Below are 20,921 nucleotides of genomic sequence, written 5' to 3' on the forward strand. Positions count from 1 at the left end.
GATGTCTATGCCAATGGGAGGTCATCATGCACATCATTAAAGCATTCCAACTGTTAACTGTCGTGAGTCTTGTATTGGCTGCAATGCAAACATGGGCGAGTGATATGGAGATGATGGATCATCAACATGGTGGCGCGATCTATCAGGCGACAACGGTTGATAGTGAGTGGCTTATGAATCGCCGTGGAGAAGGGCAACTGAATACAGGGCTGAAAACTTGGGTTGGCACTGATGAAAATAAACTTTTCATTGAAGCTGAAATGAATAAGGATGAGTCAGAGCGTCATGCTTATCAAATCTCTGCTTTATATAGCCGTAATGTTGCAACTTTTTGGGATGCTCAAATTGGTGCAAGATATAGAAATGATCTCAATAAACGTGAGAACAAAAGTGCTGTAGATGGCGTGGTTGGCTTACACGGACTTGCACCTTATTTCTTTGAAACCGAAGCTTATTTGTATGTTGGTCAAGATAATTATGTTGCATTGTCTTTAAATAGTAGCCGTGATTTTTTACTTACACAAAAGTTGATTACTCAACCATATATCAATGCGACTGTGGTCGTGAGCGATAAAGCAAGAACTGCACAGAAAACTGGTTTATCTGAACTGGCTACGGGTATTCAAACACGCTATGAAATTACAAAAAATGTAATGCCTTTTATCGATTTAGCATATAAATATGATAAAGGTTTGAAGCAAACTGCTTGGCAAAGCTATACAGAAGCTGAGGAAGGCTTTTACTATGGTGCAGGGCTAACATTTAAGTTTTAATATTGCAAAGCATGGTCGTTTTTAATGACCATGCTATTTAGGATAGAAGGCAAATGGATTTATTTGAAATAGGTATGGATAGCCCTTTAGGTAAACTGAGACTGATTGCACACGATCAGGCTTTGGTCGCTGTATGTTGGCCAGATGACAATATCAGTATGTTTGCGAAACAACTATTTACGGTTCAAGAGGATCATCCCATATTGAGTTTAGCAAGACATCAACTCAATGAGTATTTTCATAAAAAACGCCAATATTTTGATATCCCAATAGATTTTGTAGGTGGAACACCATTTCAACAGGCTGTATGGCGTGCACTTATGCATATCCCTTTTGCAACCACATGGAGTTATTCGGATGTTGCATCTTATTTAAATAATCCTTTGGCGATTCGTGCAATTGGCGGGACAATTGGCAAAAATCCACTTTCAATTGTTATTCCTTGCCATCGTGTAATTGGTAAAAATGGCAAACTCACAGGCTTTGCGGGTGGCTTAAATCGTAAAAAATACTTATTAGAAATCGAAAATATTAGAATTGATGTATAATAACTCACTGAAAATTTTGGGTTAATTTATTCCGTGTTGTTTTATTTATTTATTGCTGTTCTTGTCTTTGTTGTTTTAGGATTTATTTCTTCTCCCAAATTTAAGGGAAAAGTCGGGGAAAGTATTGTCCACTTACATTATAAAAAGTATTTAGATAACGATAAGTACGTACTTATTAATAATTGTACATTGCCAACGAGTAATGGTGGAACAACTCAAATTGATCATATCTTATTAAGTCCTTATGGCATTTTTGTGCTTGAAACAAAGAATTATAAAGGATGGATTTTTGGAGATAAATTCCAAAAACAATGGACACAGTCTTTTCCTAAAAGTAAGCACCGCTTTCAAAACCCATTGCATCAAAACTATAAACATACCAAAGTATTGGGCGAATTATTAGAAAACCAGATGTCTTTCGATTTAAGCCATTTATATTCAGTGGTGGTTTTTGTTGGAGAGTGTGAGTTTAAGACTGAAATGCCTGAGAATGTTTTACATGGTAAGGCTTGGGTGAACTATGTTAAGCAATTTAATGTACCTGTTTTATCGACAGTAGCAGTCACAAAAGCGCAGTATTTAATTGAGCAGCATCGTTTAGAGCGTGGAAGAAAAACCGATAAATTGCATGTGAAAAATTTGAAGAGTGCCCATCAAAGTAAATGAAGCATAATAGAATTATGCTTCATAATTAATTAGAAACGCTTTGGTATTTTTTGTCCATTTACTACAGGTGTTTCAGCATTTTCAAGCACACCAAATAGCCAAGTTTCTGCATGGTGAACAGCCTGTTTGATCTGATCTCCCTGAGCTAAACGACCTGCAATAAAGCTTGCCAGAGAGCAACCCGAACCATGAAACTCGCCATCTAATCGTGGGCAACGTGTTTCAGATACAATTTCACCATGAACGTAGAGCGTGTTTAGAATATGGTCTGGAGTATCTTCATGTCCACCTTTTACAAGCACAGCCTGTGCACCCATTTGAAATAATGCTTGTGTTGCTTCATGGATGTCATTTAAACCTGTAAGGGCTCTGAGCTCGATGGTATTGGGTGTAATGACTGTTGCAAGTGGAATTAGTGACTTAAATGCTTGTACAAGTGTTGCTTGGTCACCTAATGAGCCACCACTGTTTGCAACTAAAACAGGATCAAGTACATATAAATAATCGGGGTGCTCGCCTAGAAACTGTGCAAGTGCTGAGATGTTATCTGTTGTACCTAACATCCCTGACTTTACACAGCGAATGGGTAAATCTTTAACAACAGCATTTGCTTGAGCAAGTAATAATTCTTTAGATGTTGCTTCAAAGCCAAACACTTGTTGAGAGTTTTGAATTGTGAGTGCTGTACATGCAATGGCTGCATGTGCACCACTTTGACCAATGGCTTCGATATCTGCTTGTAGTCCTGCACCGCCTGAGGGATCTAAACCTGAAAAACAAAGTACTGTAGAACGCACGTAGAGAACTCCTTATTTGTTACACTTATGGTTAGTATAGGGTAAGTTTTAGAAAACTTCCGCGTTCTTTTCATAGAGTAAAAGGTGAGTCATGGATCAGGTCAAGTATATATTATTGGATTTAGATGGAACACTTACAGACCCCAAGCAAGGGATTCATGCTTGTATTCATTACGCAATGAATAAATTGGGTATGCCTTTACCTGAAAACACCGATTTGGATTGGACAATTGGCCCACCACTGAAGCAGTCCTTTGAAATTTTATTAGAAAAAATGGGTAGAAAAGCAGATGCTGAACAAGCATTGATTTTTTATAGAGAACGTTTTGCTGATGTAGGATTATTTGAAAATCAGGTTTATCCTCAAGTGAAGGAAACATTACAAATACTCAAAAATAAAGGCTATGTACTTTATTTGGCAACTGCAAAACCACAAATATATGCACAGCGTATTTTGGCACACTTTGAATTGTTGGAATATTTTCAATATGCGTATGGCAGTGAGTTAAATGGCGACCTTACCAATAAAGCAGACCTGATTGCTTATATATTAGAAGAAGAAAAGATTGATGCACGTGAATGTATAATGGTGGGTGATCGCCAGTATGATATTTTGGGTGCAAGACATCATCAAATAGAGACTATAGCAGTACGTTATGGTTATGGTACAGCACAAGAGTTAGATGATGCCTCGCCAAAGTATCGCGTGCAAAGTTTCAATGAGATTATAGATATTCTATGATTCTCTTTCTGAGTCATTGCCTTTTTTTCTTTTAAAGAAAGAAGGCTTTAACTCACTGAGTAGTACGCCTAAGATAACTAGAATACTTCCAAAAATTGCATACTCAGACAATCTTTCTCCCGCAACACGTCCAATAATTCCTGCCCACACAGGCTCACCTGCATAAATGACTGTTGCACGAGCTGGGTCGACGAATTGTTGTGCCCAATTCATTGTAAATTGAATGATTGCACTGGCTAATCCAATGCCGATAATAATAAAGACAAGTGTCCATGAAAAAGCAGGTAAGTGGTGTTCACCCACAAGAGGCATACTTATAAACGCAGCCAGTGATGCAAAAATGAGTTGAATTATGGTTACTCGTTGTGGATTCACTCTATTTGCAAACAACCCAATAAAAATGATCTCAAAAACGATGGCGACGGCACTGAGTAGGGTGAATAATTGCCCTGTATTGAATGAAATATTTAAAGAGTGGTTACCTGTAAGTAAAATTAAACCGATAAAAGCACAAATAATACCAATCCATGTCATAAATCTTGGTGCTTTTTTAAAAATAATCCATTGAAATAACGGTACCATTGGAACATAAAGCGCTGTTAGAAAAGCAGACTCTGTACTGAGAATCGTTTGTAAGCCGAGGGTTTGTGCTCCATATCCAACAGCCATCATTAGTCCAATACACGCGCCTGCAAGAAAGTCGAGCCATGTCACTTCTTTTAATGTTTTCCATGAGATGAGGCAAATGGCAATGGAGGCAGCGGCAAAACGGCAACCGACAAAAAACATGGGACTACTTAGGGTGAGTGCATATTGAACGGTTAAAAATGTACCACCCCAAATAAAGGTGATAAAGATAAGTGTAAGTTCGGGAAAGTGTGAATGTTGCGTAATACGACGCATTAAAGCGATCTCAATTAAAATTTAAATCTTGAAAGTATTATATCGTTTTTATAGTTCGTGTGGAGAGTTGGTTTATGAAGCCACTGACCGTTTGAGTGGCTTCATAAGAGAAAAATTATAAGAACATATTAGGTTCTTTAGCTGCTTTTGCACGTGCTTCATGAAGCTTCTTATAGCTATCAATCAGGCGGAGATGACGGTCTAAACCTTCAAGTTTCATACTTGTTGGTGTAAGGCCATAAAAACGAACATCACCTGAAATAGAGCCAAGAGCGGCATCCATTTTTTCATCACCAAACATTTTACGGAAGTTGGTTTCGTAGTGGCTTAGTTCCAACTCATCATCTAATGTTACCTCTAGGGAAACATTGAGTGCTTGGTAGAAGAGACCTCGGTCTACCGTATTGGTGTTGTATTGTAAAAAGGCTTCTACTAAATCTTTTGCAGTTTCAAAGTCTTGTAATGCTAAATAAATAAGTAGTTTGAGCTCTAAAATAGTAAGCTGACCCCAAACCGTATTGTCATCAAATTCAATACCAATAAGCGTTGTGATGTCTATATAGTCATCAAGCTCACTTTCTTCAAGACGTTCAACCAATGCCTCAAGCTGTTCGTTGTCTAAACGGTGTAAGTTTAGAATATCTGAGCGGAATGCTAAGGCTTGGTTAGTGTTGTCCCAAATAAGGTCTTCTACCAAATACACTTCAGAATAACCCGGTACTAAAATACGGCAAGCGATTGCACCTAAGTTATCATAAACAGCCATATACACTTCTTTGCCAAGATCTTTTAAAATTGCAAATAGCTTTTCTGCCTCTTCTACATTTGATGCTTCACCTTGGTTGGAGAAGTCCCATTCGACAAACTCAAAGTCAGATTTTGAGCTAAAGAAACGCCAAGAAACGACACCGCTTGAGTCGATGAAGTGTTCTACAAAGTTATTTGGCTCGGTAACTGCATGGCTTCTAAATGTAGGTTGTGGTAAGTCATTTAAACCTTCAAAGCTACGACCTTGTAGTAACTCTGTAAGACTGCGCTCTATGGCAACTTCTAGGCTTGGATGTGCACCAAAAGATGCAAATACACCACCTGTACGTGGGTTCATAAGCGTGACACACATGACAGGGAATTGACCACCTAAAGATGCATCTTTAACGAGTATAGGAAAACCTTGTTCTTCTAAGGCTTTTATACCTGCTTGAATACTTGGGTATCTCGCTAGAACATGTTCAGGAACATCCGGTAAGCTGATTTCTTTCTCTAAAATTTCGCGTTTCACAGCACGTTCAAAAATCTCAGATAAACATTGTACTTGTGCTTCTGCTAATGAGTTTCCTGCACTCATTCCATTACTTAGGAATAAGTTTTCAATGAGGTTGGATGGGAAGTAAACAGTTTTACCATCAGACAGACGGGTATAAGGTAATGAGCAGATACCGCGCGCCGTATTTCCTGAGTTTGTGTCGTATAGGTGTGAGCCGCGAAGTTCACCCTCAGGGTTATAAATATTTAAGCAGTGTGCATCTAAAATTTCTTCCGGCAATTCATCATCATGACCGGGTTTAAACCAGTGTTCATTTGGATAGTGCACAAATTCTGCATTGGCAATATCCTCACCCCAAAATTGATCATTATAAAAGAAGTTACAGTTTAGACGTTCAATAAATTCGCCAAGTGCAGAAGCAAGCGCACTTTCTTTTGTTGCGCCTTTACCATTGGTAAAACACATCGATGAATGAGCATCTCGAATGTGTAACGACCATACATTCGGTACGATATTACGCCATGACGCAATTTCAATTTTCATGCCGAGGTTTTCTAAAATACCTGACATATTTGCAATGGTTTTTTCTAAAGGTAGGTCTTTACCTAAAATATATGTGCCATCATTATTGTCTGCATTTGGAATAAGTAGTGCTTGAGCATCGGCATCTAAGTTATCGACTTCTTCAATAATGAACTCAGGGCCATTTTGAACAACACGTTTTACTGTGCAACGATCAATCGATCTTAAAATACCTTGACGGTCTTTTGCTGAAATATCGGCAGGTAATTCAACTTGAATTTTAAAGATCTGCTGATAGCGGTTTTCAGGGTCTACAATATTATTTTGTGAGAGGCGAATATTTTCAGTGGGAATATCTCGAGTTTGACAATAAAGCTTTACAAAGTAGGCAGCGCATAAAGCAGAAGATGCAAGAAAGTAGTCGAAAGGTCCCGGCGCTGAACCATCTCCCTTGTAACGGATGGGTTGATCGGCAACAACTGTGAAGTCATCAAATTTGGCTTCAAGTCGAAGGTTGTCGAGAAAATTGACCTTAATTTCCATACTGGCACCTAATATTTCTTCACCAAATAATGGTTTAGTGAAAAAGTTAATTTTATAAGGAGAAGATAAGCGTAAGTTTTGTCATGAAAATGACAGCCTCAAGTATAAAAGGAACTGAAGAAATTATCATGGATAGATGAGGGTTATTCATCTTGTTTGTGTTACTTATGGTTAATAAATAGACATTATTCAAGGTGTTTGATGAAATGTGTTATAAAAAAATTATATTAACGTGAATCCTGTTTAAGCTTTTATTTTAAAATCATTCGCTTATGGTATTTTTATCAAGTATTGAAATTATATAGCATACACTTTTAGTCACTCAGAGCTATTTTTTTTAAAGGGAAATCAGTCTATTCGTTATACTAGATCGTAAAGCCAAGTATTTATTTTATATATAAATATATAAAACAGTAACTTAGTTTAAGTCCTTAAACAGGATTTGGGTTATATTATTTATTTTAAGTGCCAACGCTGAATGACGAGAGCACTTCTATCTATAGGTTAAGCAGTCAAAGGTGTGGGGATTTAGTCAATAAGTAAGCCATTTTCATCATAAAATGGATAAGTTCGACCTTGATGACCAATATTTAAATAATGTGTTGTAAAGCCAATATTTTTATACCAATGATGTAATAGCATGCCCGCAGGTTCTAAGTTGAAATGTGCAGGTGCATTTTTTCTAAAGTCAGGCGCAACTTGGTGAGATGTACCGGGGGCGCTACAGACAGTTGCACCTGCAAGTTGTGTGGTAACAAAACGATGTAAATGTCCACATAATATAAGCTTTGTCTGCTTATGCTTTTCTATAATTTTAGAGAGTCGCTCAATACCTCGTAGGTTTTGCTTATCCATGTGAGCAATACCACTTTGAAATGGGTGATGATGTAATAGAACAACAGTGTCTTTATTTGGCTGTTGTGCGAGGGTTTCATCTAGCCAAGCCATTCTTTTTGGGCATATTTCACCCCATGGTTTGAAGGGCACGGTAGAGTCTAAACCAACAATATGAATAGGTAATTCGGATAAAGACCAACTTAGAAATTCACTTTTAGGTGGCAGCCAAGATTCATCAGAAAATGCTTCCCGAAAGGTTTCAGGATTGTCATGGTTTCCCGGAATAGCAACCCATGGCATATGTAGCTCTGAAATAACATCTTTGAGAACTGCATATTCTTCTGTTGTCCCAAAATCTGTTAAATCGCCAGTCATGACCACAAGGTTTGGACGAGGTGTCAGTTGGTTTAATGTGTGAATACATTTTTTAAGTGCATTTAGGGTATCCACTTTTTTATAAGACAATTTACCCTGTGCTTTAATATGAAAATCGCTAATTTGAGCAATCACAAAATCAGGTCGCAAAATGAATAGCTCCTTTATTAAATTTGGAATAGTCGGTCTGAGTGAATATGTAAAGTGACATTTTGCCCAATTTGCAATGGCTCATGTGCAGAGCATGTAACTTTAATTGTTTCACCATTTGATGGTGCAATAGAAATTTGTTGTGTTTGACCTAAAAAGGTCTTTTCAATTACAGTGCCATGACTAAATGGTGTAGAAGATTGATTAATATGAATATCTTCAGGGCGGCAGCAATAGGTTTGACCTTGAATTTCAACTTGATTGGTTGTACCAATAAAGTTAGCAACAAAGGCTGTTTTAGGTTGGTGGTAAATTTCTTGCGCCGTGCCGATTTGCTCTATTTTCCCTTGGTTCATGACTGCAATACGGTCACCCAAAGCCATAGCTTCTTGTTGATCGTGTGTGACGTAAATTGCAGTAATATTTAACTTTTTAAGTAGTCTAGAAATATCTTCACGTAGTTTATCTTTTAGTTTTACATCGAGTGCTGCAAGAGGTTCATCGAATAATAAAATTTGTGGGCGTGCTGCAAGTGCACGAGCCAATGAAACCCGTTGTTTTTGCCCGCCTGATAAAGTTTCAATAGGTCTGTCATAATGGTCGGCTAAGTCAACCATATCAAGCATTTCACGTACACGGCTTTCAATCTCTGCTTTTGGAAGTTTTTGAATTTTAAGTGAATATGCAATGTTTTCAGCAACATTAAAGTTAGGGAATAAAGCATAGTGTTGGAATACCATTCCTACATTTCTTTTTTCAATAGGGAGGTGTGTAACGTTTTTCGAATCGAACCAAATTTCTCCACCAACATTAGGACTTTCTAAGCCACTAATAATACGCAGTGTTGTTGTTTTTCCGCATCCTGAAGGACCTAGTAAAACTAATGTTTCTCCACGATAAATATCTAAATCGAGTGGTTTAAGTACTTGCGTATGAGTAAATGTACGTGAACATTGGCGAAGTTGAATATGAATTGGTGAAGTCATTTTTTAGTCTCATATTGGGGGCTAATGAGGTTGCGAATGAAATGCATAATAAGAAGTAGGGGAACAATCATAATTAGAAATAATGTGGTATATGCTGATCCAACTTCTAAACGCATAGAGGCATAGCTATCGGCTAAACCGACAGGCAGCGTTTTTGTGAGGGGTGTATGAAGCATCCAAGTAATATTAAATTCACCAATAGAAAGCGTAATGACTGTAAATGCACCTGCGAGAATGCCTGTGATACAGTTTGGAATAATAATATTGATAAATCTTTGAAATGGCGTTGCACCTAGGCTCGCGGCAGCTTCTTCTAACGTAAGTAATTGAGATGATCTCATGACGGATAGAATAGATCGGATCATGAAAGGAAGTGTAAATAACACATGCCCTATAAGAATAAAAACCCAACTACTGCGTAGCTCCTTAAATCCACCATAGAGTAAAAGTAGTCCGAGTGCAGTTGCCATACCAGGAATGGCAACAGGAAGCATTAAGCACTCTTCAATCCAACTTGACCATTTTGAACGACTTTTGAGTAGCCCCCATGCGGTAGGTACACCAAGTAAAATAGTACAAAACAAGCAACTGACCGCAATAAGTAAAGAGAGCCAAAAAGTTCCAGAATAGAGTTCCCAAACTTGCTGTACCCAACGCAGTGTAAAACCACTTTTTATGCCTATAAAATAGTTTTCTGTGAAACTTGCTAAAATAGACATGCCAATAGGAATAAGTAAAAAAGCACAAACCAATATGGTAAAACTCAGTTGCATTAAAAAGATAGGGCGACTATTTTTCATAGTAGATTCTTCCATTGCTGTCCTGCTAACTTACGTGTGAGCACTAGAGCAAGCCAACACAAGAGCCCCATCAATACAGAAAGTGCTGCTGAAACAGCAAAGTTTGCATAGTTTGTAAATTCGTTATAAATCGTGAGTGGAAGTACATTAAGGTCTGTGCCAAGCGTAAAGGCTGTACCAAAAGCCCCAATACTTGTTGCAAAGCAAATGGACATACTTGAAAAAATGGTTGGAGAAAGGCTTGGTATGGTGACATCACAGAGAATACGCCAGCGACTTGCACCCAGTGAGCGGGCAGCTTCTTCTAAACGAATATCAATTTTTTCACATGCTGCAACGAGTGTCATAATTACACGTGGAATAGAAAAATAGAGATAACCTAAAAATAGTCCAACAAGACTATAAGCAAAAATGAGTTTACTCATACCCATAGACTGACTAATGGTTGCAAATAGACCTTGTCGTCCACCAAGCATAATAATAAAGAAACCTACTACAGCACCGGGGAAGGCTTGAGGAAATGTAAGGAGACTAAGTAGTAGTTTTTTTCCAACAAAATGCTGACGAGCAAGAAAATATGCCACGATAGTTGAAATGATTACCGTGCTTAGTGCCACAAGTGCTGCAATGAAGAATGTTGTAATAAAACTTGTGAGGTATTGGCTTTGTGAGATGATAGACCAATAAGCAACTTTATGGGTGTTTTGGTCGGGAGAGGCACCTAGAATAACTAGGTACCCAAACGGAATAAGCCAAAAGGCAATAAATAGAATAATTGTTGGAATAAACCAAACAATTTGATTCTTCATCATTTGGCTTTTAGACCGTATTTTTCCAGTCATTACTTAACCTCATGAATATACTGTTGTGAAAATACTTTTTGTGCGTCTGCCATTTCTTGGTAGTTGACAGTATGTGCACGTGCATACTCATGGTCTGGTAAAAATTGTGCTTTTGCTTTTGTAGAAATGGCTTTTTCATTGACAGGTCTTAACCAACTGTCTGCCCAAATTTGTTGACCTTTGTCCGAAAGTACATAGTCGATAACTTTCTTCGCATTTTCTGCGTGTGGTGCGTTTTTAACAAGGCCGATAACGTAAGGAACTTTAATTGTTCCCTCTTTAGGAATAACAAAAACAACATTGGCTTTATCTTTATATTTTGCACGATAAGCATTGAAGTCGTAGTCTAAAAGAATTGGAATTTCGCCTGAAAGTACACGAGGGTAGGCTGTTTGCTTAGGTACAATTGGGCTATTTGTATTGAGTTGTTTAAAGTAGTTCATTGCAGGTTTGAAGTTGTGCAGTGAGCCTCCTTTTGCAAGGTTGACAGCAGTTGCAACAGCATAACCAGCAAAAGCGCTTGATGGGTCTAAATAACCAACCATGCCTTTATAGGCAGGTTTGAGTAGGTCATCCCAACTCTTTGGTACAGGTGCGCCGTTCAGAGCATCGACATTTACCATAAAACCGACAGTGCCTGAATGAATTGCTGTCCATTTTCCATTGGGGTCTTTTAAGTCATTTGGGATTTTGTCCCAACCTTTAGGTTTGTATGATGTAAGAACATCTGACTTATCTGCTTGCATACCAAAAGTAATGCCTAGATAGGTGAAGTCCGCAACAGGGTTGGCTTTTTCTGCAACAAGTTGAGCTAGTGCTTGACCTGAATTCTTATTGTCTTCAGGAACTTTCACACCAATATCTTTTGCAATGGCTTGAATTTGTGTGCCCCAATTTGCCCATTCGGGTGGGCAGTTATAGCAAATGGCAGTATTGTCTTGTGCAAAAGTTGCCATTGAGGATGTACTTAATAAGAGCGCTGTAAGTAATGACTTTTTCATCATATTTCCTAAAAATAGCCTTATATAGAGTGTGTAGATGATGGAGAGGCAATACTCTCCCCAAGATGAAGGTGTGTTGGTAATACTTGCGAAGAAACAGTTTCTTCCGCAATAATTTTTAAAAGTGTTTGAATAGCTACTTCACCTAGTGCTTTGCAGGGCTGTACAACAGATGAAAGAGAGGGATAAACAATATTTCCTAAACCAATACCATCGAAACCAACAACGGAAACCTGTTGCGGAACGTGATAACCGAGTCGTTGTAGGCTACCAATAGTGTTTAAAGCTAAGAGATCATTGGAGCAAAGAAAGGCACTAATTGGATTGCCTTGTTGCATAAGACAGGGCACAAGGGCATGTGGGTCAACTTGAGTATGATGTGGTAGCTCAATAACAGGTAAAGCATTTAAGTTCGCTTTTCGCATCGCATCGACATAGCCTTGGTAACGCAAAACTGAACGATCAGACTGTAAAAAGGGCCCTGTAATCATGGCAATATTTTGATGACCATACTCAATGAGCTTTTCAGTGGCTTTATACATGCCTGCGTAGTTATCTACACTAATGCTTGTGATGGGGTTATTTTCATGTGTAGGGTTGTGTGTGAGTACGGTAGGAATGGACTCATTTTCTAATATACGAAGACATTCACTGTCTTTTGCATCTGCAACAGTTAAAATTAAACCATCTACACGTTGTCTGAGCATATTTTCTAAGACTTCTAATTCTGCTTTAACACTGTACTCTGTGGTTGCAACCATAAGTGCATAGCCATTTTCTCGTGCCATCTTTTCCATGGCTTCAAATTGTTCGCTAAAAATTGGATTGGTGAGAGTAGGTAACATGACACCAATAATTTTGGTTGTTTGTGTTCTAAGTTGGCGCGCAATGTAATTTGGACGAAAATCTAGTTCAGTTGCAGCTTTAAATATCTTTTCTCGAGTTTCTATTTTTACAAGTTCAGGCGTGGAAAATGCACGTGCAGCCGTTGCACGTGAAACACCTGCAAGTTTTGCAACACTTAATAAATCTGCCATACCATGCCTCTAAATTGTTTATGAGATCGATCTCATTTGTAGCTATAGTGAGGTCTTCTCGTTGCAAAAAAGTGACAGTTTTATGATTATTTTATGTAATGATCGCGCTAAAATACGCGCAGAAATCCTATTTCTTTTGAAAGGTCATTTTTAGTTAAATCGAAATGATTGTTTAGTAAAATGAAGAATAAATACGCCAATATTGAATATTTATTCGGCTTAAGAACTATTTAAGCGTTATATTATAACATTTTCAATATGTGTTTATGCGCCCTAAATATGACTTTTGGAAAAACTAAATAGCCTAGTCATAAAATACTTAATTATGAATGGAAACCGTATGCTTACTCGTTTTTTAGGTTCAGTCGTTGCAGGCTGTGTCAGTCTGGCTATGCTGGGTCTATCACCTTCTATATATGCAGCCAAGAAACCCCATATAAGCCCAACGACACTGACAGTGATTGGGTACCATGAAGTGACCAACCAAGCGAATGACGCATTAATTCCATTTTATGCGGTGAGCACTGAAAACTTTGAAAAACAAGTGAAGTGGTTACAGCAAAACGGATTTCACTTTATATCTGTGAATGAATTGCTTAAAGCGCATGCAGGCAAAATGACCCTTCCTGCCAAGCCTGTACTTCTTACAGTTGATGATGGCTATGAATCTTTTTATAGCAACATCTATCCATTTGTAAAAGAAAATAAAATACCTGTTGTACTTGCTGTTGTTGGTTCATGGGTAGATACACCTGCCAATCAAGAAGTTCACTTTGGTGATGATGAAATTACACGTAACAAAATCTTAACGTGGCAACAAATTAAAGAAATGAGTGATAGTGGTTATGTTGAAATTGCTAACCACAGCTATAACTTACACCATGGTGTAATAGGTAACCCACAAGGGAACTCAGAGCCTGCTGCAACTACACGTATTTATAATGCAACCACGAAAAAATATGAAGGTGATGGTGAATACAACCGACGTATTTACAATGACCTGAAGAAAAACAATGAGGCATTTAAAGCCAATGGTGTTCCTGTACCGCGTGTAATGGTTTGGCCATATGGTCGCTACAACATGGAAACAGTACGCATTGCTAAACAACTTGGTATGCCAATTACCATTACCTTAGATGATGGCCCTGCGTATTTGAAAAAATCATTAGGTGCACTCAACCGTATTTTAGTTGAACATGACATGAGTCTTGATGACTTAGGGCATGAAATTGAAAGCCGAGAAAAGAATCTTGGAGATAACTATCGTCCACAAAAAATCATGCATGTAGACTTAGACTACATTTATGATAAAGACGAAAAGCAAGAAGAGAAGAACCTAGGTGCTTTACTCGATCGCATTCAAAAAATGAATGTGAACACAGTTTACTTGCAAGCATTCTCAGACCCTGATGCCAATGGTTCAGCGGATATGGTTTACTTCCCGAACCGTTACATTCCAATGCGTCAAGACTTATTTAACCGCGTTGCTTGGCAAATTGCATCACGTACCCAAGTACAACGTGTATATGCATGGATGCCATTACTTGCATGGGAGCTTCCAAAATCTAACCCTGTTTCTAAAGACTTAGTAGTTACACAACAACCGAAACATAGTGACCATTTAAATATGGGTTATATTCGTTTGTCGCCATTTTCAGCGCCTGCACGTAAAGTCATTGAAGGTATTTATCAAGACTTAGGAAAGTCGGCAACGATTGACGGTATCTTATTTCATGATGATGCGACTTTGTCTGACTATGAAGATGCCAGTCCTGAAGCATTACAAGCATATAAAAAAGCAGGATTACCAACAGATTTAGAAGCGATACGCAAAGATGACAAGACGCTACAAAAATGGGCAGCATTTAAAACAGACTACTTAGATAACTTTGCGTTACAATTAGCAGCAGAGGTTAGACAATATCAACCTGCATTACACACAGCGCGGAATATGTATGCGCAAGTTGTATTAAACCCGAATGCAGAGACGTGGTATTCGCAATCACTTGAACGGTCATTAAATCGTTATGACTTCACAGCTATCATGGCTATGCCTTATATGGAGCAAGCCACAGATAAAACTAAATTCTATTCAGATATTGTTAAACGCTTAAAGCAGTATCCAAATGGGATTCGCAAATCTGTCGTTGAATTACAAGCGGTTGATTGGAGACAAAACAGTAAGCCAATTCCATCACAGGAGTTAGCGGATACGATTAAGTCTTTATATCAGCAAGGTGTTATGCATGTTGCATATTATCCAGATGATCCAATTACAGGTCATCCCGATCCAACGATTATGCGCCAAGCATTTGATTTTAAACACAGTGATATGCCTTAAAACTTAATTAAAAAACTCTAAAAAAGATAGCCCTGCTTATAGTGGGGCTATCTTTTTTTATTATCTTATTTTTTTATAAAATATATAAATATCAATAATTTAATGTAAAAAATACGCTTACAAAACCATTTTTCTCATGTTATATTGATAACAATTATCATTATTTTTATGGTTTCAGTATGATGAAAAATCGATTGTTACTGAGCATTGCGGTATTGGTAAGTAGTTTTTCAATTGCGATGGCTGTGAGTGCGGCTGATCGTGAAAATATAAAACTCACACTTACAGATAAAGGTTTTATTCCCAATAAAATTACTGTTCATCAAGGGCAAAAGCTCTTAATTCAAATGACGAATACTACGCAAAAAGTTGCAGAGCTTGAAAGTTACGATATGAAGTTCGAAAAGATCGCAACGCCAGGCGGAACCATTACTGTATTTGCAGGCCCATTGAATGTTGGTACATATACTTTCTTCGATGACTATAGTTCAACGGGTGTAAAAGGCACTCTACAGGCCACTCCGTGAGGTATCTCCATGTTTGCAACACTGTTAATTGTTTTTAGAGAAGCTTTTGAAGCAGGACTTGTAATCTCCGTCATTTTGTCTGCTTGTAAAGGTATAGATATTAAGTGGCAGGTTATTTCAGGAATAGTTCTAGGGCTAGTTTTTGCCTGTATTCTTGCAGGATTCACCAACACCATCGAAAATCTTTTATCTGGTCGTGGTTTGGAAGTTTTTAATGCGTGTTTACTTTCCCTAACTGCGATTATGCTGACATGGCAAATTACATGGATGTCGACGCATGGTAAGGAAATTGCAGAGAAAAGCTCTAGCCAAGCCATAGATATTATAAAGAATCAGAGTAATAAGTTTTCAATAGCCGTTATTGTCATGGTTGCTGTAATGCGTGAGGGTTCAGAGGTTGTTATGTTCCTCTATAGCATTATGGTTTCATCGGGTACAGGGGTGAAAAGTATTGTCATTGGTGGTCTGCTTGGCATATTACTTGGCGCTATTGTTTCTTGGATTACGTATAAAGGTTTAGTCCTAATCTCCATTCGTAAAATATTTTTATATAGCAATATTTTACTTTCACTTATTGCTGCAGGTCTTGTTTCACAAGCAACAGGTATCTTGGCATCAATCGACCTATTGCCTGCGCTAGGTTACAACATTTGGGATACTTCAAATGTGCTGTCCGATAATGGATGGTTTGGTAACGTGATGCGTGCAATTTTTGGTTATACATCAACTCCGATGGGGATACAGTTATTGTCATGGGTAATAACTCTCCTTGTCATTATTTCACTTACTAAAATATTTAAGAGGGCGGCTGCAAATGCAAGTTAAAAGTTTATTGGCAATTGGGGCATTGGTTATTGCAGGACCTACTTTTGCAAAAGAATATCCTGTTGGTGGGCCTGTACATGTAAATGGTATGGAAATCGCATCATCTTATCTTTTGGATATTGAAACTGATCCTATGCCGATGTCTATGGATATGGGTAAGGATGTTATCCATCTTGAAACTGATGTGCATGCAACAGCTGACAATAAGTGGGGCTTTCCTGCAGATGCATGGATTCCTTATTTAAGTGTTGATTATGTTGTTCAGAAAGTCGGTGATAGTAACTTTTTAGAGTTCGGTCAAATGTTACCTATGTCTGCGGCAGATGGTTCACACTACGCGCACAGTGTAAAAATGGGTGGGCCGGGAACATATAAAGTGACACTGAAATATACAGCACCAGATGAAAAAGGCTATGAGCGTCATGTAGATAAAGCAACAGCTTTACCGCAATGGTTCAAGCCATTTACAGAAACATTCACATTTAAATACCCACAATAAGGGGTTGTTTTGTGGGTAAGACTTTGCAGCTTGCCCACAATAGACTATAAGTTTTGCATAGCATATTGCTTCATTTTACCCATAATAAATTCGATAAAAATTTGTATGCGCTTTGAGTTCTTACTAGCTTTTAAATAATATAAATATACAGGTGGATATTTCATCCAATAGGGCTTAAGAATAGGGATAAACTGATCTGCATCTACCTCTTGTAAAAGGTTGATGAGGAATAGTCGCCCAATGCCTGTACCTTGCCGAATAGCATCCATTGCCACATCAATATCATTCACAATGAGAGAGACAGGCATATCTACTGTAATTTTATGTCCATTTTCTTGAAGAAAAAATGGTGATATACGGTTTGCAGTTGCAAAGCGAAATCCTATAAGTTTATGATTTTTTAAATCATGTGGTGATTTAGGTTTACCATAATGATGAATATAGTGCTTTGATGCAAATACGCCTTGTGTGAGTGATGGTAGTAATTGGCGTGCAATGACATGTTCATCGATTCGGTCTTCAAAGCGAATCCCTAAATCAAAGCTATCTTTTAAAATATCGACCATACCATTATCAACTGATATTTCTAACTGAATATCAGGATATGCATGATGAAACTCTCCAATATACGGCTTGAGTATCGTTAAATAAGCATATCTTGCGGTTGTAATACGGATAATGCCTGAAATATCTTGCCCAAAATTTTTAACACGTTCAAGCGTATGCTCTAACTCAGACATGGGTTTCTGTGTGTTGTGAAGTAGATACAGCCCCGCCTCAGTAAGTTCTAAACGGCGTGTGGTTCTATTTACGAGAGAAACACCAAAATAGTTTTCTAAAAGTTTAAGTGATTTGCTAACTGAAGGGGAGGTGGTTTCTAATTTTCGTGCAGCACCAGCAATGCTTTTTTGTTCAGCAATGGCATGAAAGACACTTAAATATGTATAGATTGAGCCATTCAGCATCTGAGTATTCTTATCTTTTGGTTAATAATATATTAGCGTTTGGGGTGCTTATCAGCAATGCTTCAATCAAATAAGATGTTATGTAAATAAAGCGAATTTTAGCATTAATCTGATATGAATTAGGAGGATATGATGAAGAATGTATTGATAGTTTCGGGTCATCCAGATTTAGCACAGTCTATTGCAAATGTAACTATTTTAGATGAAGTTAAAAAACAGCTTCCTCAAGCACATATACACAAGCTTGATGAGCTTTATCCAAATGATTTATTTAATATTCAAGATGAACAGCAGGCTTTACTGGCTGCAGATATTATTGTTTGGCAGTTTCCATTCCATTGGTATGCCTTGCCTGCGAAAATGAAGAAATGGTTAGATGATGTGTTTTTACATGGTTTTTCACATGGCTCTAAAGCACAACTTGGTGGAAAAAAGCTAATTTTGTCTTTTACTACGGGCGCACCTGCCATGCTCTATCATGAAAATGCAGCAATGAAACATTCTATAGAAGCATTACTCGTACCATTTGAGAGTCTCGCTGCACTTTGTAATTTAGAGTTGCAAGAGCCTATTTATACGACTGGCGTGAGTTATTTGGCACGAGAGAATGAAGAAGAGCTAAAGCAGCAGTATACAAATGCTAAAAATCATGCAGAAAAACTAGTGAAGCTAATTAAATCACTCAATGCTTAATGAAAGATTGGGTAAGTAAGCCTCTTCTAGTACATCTACATCTTAATTTGATCAAGGTAACTTTTACAGCATATAAGTTTTTAAAAAAGAAGCATGATAATCATATATGCCTAGGTATTTAATAGCTGCTCAGATATAAAATGCATCTGAATAATAAGATGCTGATATTTGTGATGGCTCTGCAAACTGTGAAATTAAATAAATTTAGTCCTGTAAAAGTCTTGATTCATTTTAATAAAGTGGTCTAAGTAATTATTAATCAATATCAATAAGATGTAGGTGTTTTTGTTAGTAGGCTGATATATACACATTACACTGGTAGGTATTATTGTTTTCAACAACTTTCTATTGAAACATTCAGAATAAAAAAGATTTATACAGAATAAATATTTGTACACAAATTGGTCACACAAACATACTCAATAATTGCATAAAAAGCTCAGAATAAAAATAAGAAGCGAATACACCATAAAAAGTGAAAACGAAAATAATACTTTCAAAGGAGTTTGAAAATGTCAAAAAAAGTATCTGATATTATTGTAGAAATACTCCAAGATGCAGGCGTTGAGCGCTGTTATGGGATTGTTGGCGATACGCTGAATCATATTACAAACTCAATTGCAAAAAGTCATATAGAGTGGATACATGTAAGGCACGAAGAAGTAGGTGGGTTTGCCGCAGGTGCAGATAGCTTGATGTCTGGTAAGCTAACAGCGTGTGCAGGCTCTTGTGGTCCGGGTAGCCTACATTTTATTAATGGACTTTATGAGTCTCATCGTAATCGTGCACCTGTTGTACTTATTGCAAGTCAACTTTCAACAGACATTGCGGGTTTTGTAGATTTTCCTCAATATGTCGATTTTAAATCTGTTTATAAAAGTTGTAGTGTATTTTGTGAAGAGATTACACAGCCTTCGCAAGTACGACGAATATTTACATTAGCTTGTCAGGCAGCACTCAATGATAGAGGTGTTGCAGTAGTTATTGTGCCATCGAATATCAGTGAGGCATATATAGATGATGACTATAATATAAAAACATATGTTGCAACGCCTCAGGTTTTACCTGCTTTAGATGAGTTATATCAAATTAAAGAGCTGATAAATCAGCATCGCAAGATTGCGATTTATGCAGGAGCAGGAGCTGAACATGCACATAGTCAATTGATAACGTTAGCTGAAAAAATTAAAGCACCGATTGCACATACATCACGCGCTAAAGATTTTATAGAATATGATAATCCCTATAATGTAGGTATGACGGGGGTATTTGGTGCAAAAGCAGGCTATCATGCTTTAATGGATTGTGATTTGCTTTTATTGCTCGGGGCAGATTTTGCTTGGGGGCAGTACTATCCGTCACATGCTAAAATTATACAAATAGATATTAATCCAAATCATTTAGGACGACGTCATCCAATCACAATTGGTGCAGTTGGTCAGATTAATACAACTTTAGATGCCTTATTGCCTTTATTAGATGAAAAGCAAGATCAGTCTTTTCTAACACACATTTTAGATTTAAGAAAACAAGATATACAAACACGCTATAAAGAGGAGCGAGTTGGTAAAGATGGGCTGATTCATCCTCAATATTTAGTATCGCTTTTAAATAAGTATGCAACTGAAGATGCCATATTTACAGCAGACGGTGGTTCACCTATGGTTTGGATCCTACGCCATATTGATGTGAATGGTTACCGTAGAACGCTAACCAGTTTACTGCATGGCACAATGGCAAATGCAATGCCCCAAGCTTTAGGTATACAAAAAGCATTTCCATCGAGGCAGGTAATTGCAATGAGTGGAGATGGTGGTATTGCAATGTTGTTGGGGGATTTACTCACAGCAGTTCAAGAGAAACTATCCATTAAAATTGTTGTTTTAAACAATAGCTCTTTAAACTTTGTTGAATTAGAACAAAAAGTTGAGGGATTGTTAGATCATTATACTGATTTATTAAACCCTGATTTTGGTAAATTGGCTGAAGTCATCGGTCTTTATGGTAAAACTGTAAAAACAGGAGATGGTCTAGAACAAGCGGTTAAAGACTTTTTAAATCATGATGGCCCTGCATTACTTGACGTACATACCAATCCTGTTGAACTTGTCATGCCACCTGATCCGCATTTGAGCCAAGTTGCTTCTACATCTTTGTATGCGGTTAAAGCAATATTATCTGGTCGAGGAGAGGCGGTATCACATCTCTTACTGAATAATTTTGTGAAATGATTTGTCCTTAAATGTATGTAAACAACACATCTACAATATTTCCATTAACTATAA

The 20,921-nt window shown here is 37.6% G+C and carries 20 protein-coding genes; 10 read left to right on the top strand and 10 right to left on the bottom strand.

Annotated features, from left to right (window positions below; translation table 11 throughout):
• Positions 1-26: 26 nt before the first annotated feature.
• Genes P256_RS10425 through P256_RS10435 form a run of 3 tightly spaced genes read left to right on the top strand, consistent with a single transcriptional unit; the run spans position 27 to position 1,987 of the window.
• A complete protein-coding gene (locus P256_RS10425; protein WP_023273648.1) occupies positions 27-773 on the top strand; it encodes a copper resistance protein B in 747 nt (248 codons plus the stop codon).
• 53 nt (positions 774-826) lie between these two features.
• Positions 827-1,321: a methylated-DNA--[protein]-cysteine S-methyltransferase gene (locus tag P256_RS10430; protein ID WP_023273649.1), complete on the top strand. Its 495-nt coding sequence runs from the start codon at positions 827-829 to the stop codon at positions 1,319-1,321.
• A gap of 33 nt (positions 1,322-1,354) precedes the next feature.
• A complete protein-coding gene (locus tag P256_RS10435; protein WP_023273650.1) occupies positions 1,355-1,987 on the top strand; it encodes a nuclease-related domain-containing protein in 633 nt (210 codons plus the stop codon).
• A 29-nt stretch (positions 1,988-2,016) separates the two neighbouring features.
• On the opposite strand, the gene P256_RS10440 is transcribed toward P256_RS10435, so the two are convergent.
• The gene (locus P256_RS10440; protein WP_023273651.1) at positions 2,017-2,784 is read right to left on the bottom strand and encodes a hydroxymethylpyrimidine/phosphomethylpyrimidine kinase; all 768 of its coding nucleotides are present in this window, start codon (positions 2,782-2,784) and stop codon (positions 2,017-2,019) included.
• Positions 2,785-2,875: 91 nt separating this feature from the next.
• Here P256_RS10440 and P256_RS10445 point away from each other — a divergent pair, with 91 nt between their 5' ends.
• Complete coding sequence (locus P256_RS10445; RefSeq protein WP_023273652.1) at positions 2,876-3,526, top strand: HAD-IA family hydrolase; 651 nt, start codon at positions 2,876-2,878, stop codon at positions 3,524-3,526.
• Here the strand turns inward: P256_RS10445 and P256_RS10450 are convergent.
• From P256_RS10450 to P256_RS10485, 8 genes are all read right to left on the bottom strand, one after another.
• Positions 3,521-4,429 carry a DMT family transporter gene (locus P256_RS10450; protein ID WP_023273653.1) on the bottom strand — a complete coding sequence of 303 codons (909 nt, stop codon included), beginning with the start codon at positions 4,427-4,429 and terminating at the stop codon, positions 3,521-3,523. The genes P256_RS10445 and P256_RS10450 overlap by 6 nt on opposite strands.
• A gap of 115 nt (positions 4,430-4,544) precedes the next feature.
• Complete coding sequence (locus tag P256_RS10455; protein WP_023273654.1) at positions 4,545-6,758, bottom strand: OsmC domain/YcaO domain-containing protein; 2,214 nt, start codon at positions 6,756-6,758, stop codon at positions 4,545-4,547.
• A gap of 528 nt (positions 6,759-7,286) precedes the next feature.
• Positions 7,287-8,120 carry a phosphodiesterase gene (locus P256_RS10460; RefSeq protein WP_023273655.1) on the bottom strand — a complete coding sequence of 278 codons (834 nt, stop codon included), beginning with the start codon at positions 8,118-8,120 and terminating at the stop codon, positions 7,287-7,289.
• Positions 8,121-8,137: 17 nt separating this feature from the next.
• Positions 8,138-9,106 (bottom strand): ABC transporter ATP-binding protein, encoded by a 969-nt coding sequence (locus P256_RS10465; protein WP_023273656.1) that lies wholly within the window; start codon positions 9,104-9,106, stop codon positions 8,138-8,140.
• Positions 9,103-9,921, bottom strand: a complete 819-nt coding sequence (locus P256_RS10470; RefSeq protein WP_023273657.1) for an ABC transporter permease — start codon at positions 9,919-9,921, stop codon at positions 9,103-9,105. The genes P256_RS10465 and P256_RS10470 overlap by 4 nt, the downstream gene beginning before the upstream one ends.
• The gene (locus P256_RS10475; RefSeq protein WP_023273658.1) at positions 9,903-10,748 is read right to left on the bottom strand and encodes an ABC transporter permease; all 846 of its coding nucleotides are present in this window, start codon (positions 10,746-10,748) and stop codon (positions 9,903-9,905) included. Before P256_RS10475 ends, P256_RS10470 begins: the two co-directional genes overlap by 19 nt.
• The gene (locus P256_RS10480; RefSeq protein ID WP_023273659.1) at positions 10,748-11,749 is read right to left on the bottom strand and encodes an ABC transporter substrate-binding protein; all 1,002 of its coding nucleotides are present in this window, start codon (positions 11,747-11,749) and stop codon (positions 10,748-10,750) included. Before P256_RS10480 ends, P256_RS10475 begins: the two co-directional genes overlap by 1 nt.
• Positions 11,750-11,769: 20 nt before the next feature.
• Positions 11,770-12,786 carry a LacI family DNA-binding transcriptional regulator gene (locus P256_RS10485; protein ID WP_023273660.1) on the bottom strand — a complete coding sequence of 339 codons (1,017 nt, stop codon included), beginning with the start codon at positions 12,784-12,786 and terminating at the stop codon, positions 11,770-11,772.
• Between the two features lie 340 nt (positions 12,787-13,126).
• On the opposite strand from P256_RS10485, the gene pgaB reads away from it, so the two are divergent.
• From pgaB to P256_RS10505, 4 genes are all read left to right on the top strand, one after another.
• Positions 13,127-15,127 (top strand): poly-beta-1,6-N-acetyl-D-glucosamine N-deacetylase PgaB, encoded by a 2,001-nt coding sequence (pgaB, locus tag P256_RS10490; protein WP_023273661.1) that lies wholly within the window; start codon positions 13,127-13,129, stop codon positions 15,125-15,127.
• Positions 15,128-15,306: 179 nt separating this feature from the next.
• Positions 15,307-15,654 carry a cupredoxin domain-containing protein gene (locus P256_RS10495; RefSeq protein WP_023273662.1) on the top strand — a complete coding sequence of 116 codons (348 nt, stop codon included), beginning with the start codon at positions 15,307-15,309 and terminating at the stop codon, positions 15,652-15,654.
• A gap of 9 nt (positions 15,655-15,663) precedes the next feature.
• Positions 15,664-16,479: an FTR1 family iron permease gene (locus P256_RS10500; RefSeq protein ID WP_023273663.1), complete on the top strand. Its 816-nt coding sequence runs from the start codon at positions 15,664-15,666 to the stop codon at positions 16,477-16,479.
• Positions 16,469-16,978, top strand: a complete 510-nt coding sequence (locus P256_RS10505; RefSeq protein ID WP_023273664.1) for an iron transporter — start codon at positions 16,469-16,471, stop codon at positions 16,976-16,978. The genes P256_RS10500 and P256_RS10505 overlap by 11 nt, the downstream gene beginning before the upstream one ends.
• A gap of 44 nt (positions 16,979-17,022) precedes the next feature.
• Here the strand turns inward: P256_RS10505 and P256_RS10510 are convergent, their stop codons facing one another.
• Complete coding sequence (locus tag P256_RS10510) at positions 17,023-17,943, bottom strand: LysR family transcriptional regulator (protein ID WP_023273665.1); 921 nt, start codon at positions 17,941-17,943, stop codon at positions 17,023-17,025.
• A 132-nt stretch (positions 17,944-18,075) separates the two neighbouring features.
• On the opposite strand from P256_RS10510, the gene P256_RS10515 reads away from it, so the two are divergent.
• Positions 18,076-18,636, top strand: coding sequence for an NAD(P)H-dependent oxidoreductase (locus P256_RS10515; protein ID WP_023273666.1), 561 nt, complete (start codon positions 18,076-18,078; stop codon positions 18,634-18,636).
• Positions 18,637-19,148: 512 nt separating this feature from the next.
• A complete protein-coding gene (locus tag P256_RS10520; protein WP_023273667.1) occupies positions 19,149-20,867 on the top strand; it encodes a thiamine pyrophosphate-dependent enzyme in 1,719 nt (572 codons plus the stop codon).
• Positions 20,868-20,921: the final 54 nt, after the last annotated feature.

Origin of the sequence: Acinetobacter nectaris CIP 110549, from assembly GCF_000488215.1 — a bacterium.
Taxonomy (GTDB): domain Bacteria; phylum Pseudomonadota; class Gammaproteobacteria; order Pseudomonadales; family Moraxellaceae; genus Acinetobacter; species Acinetobacter nectaris.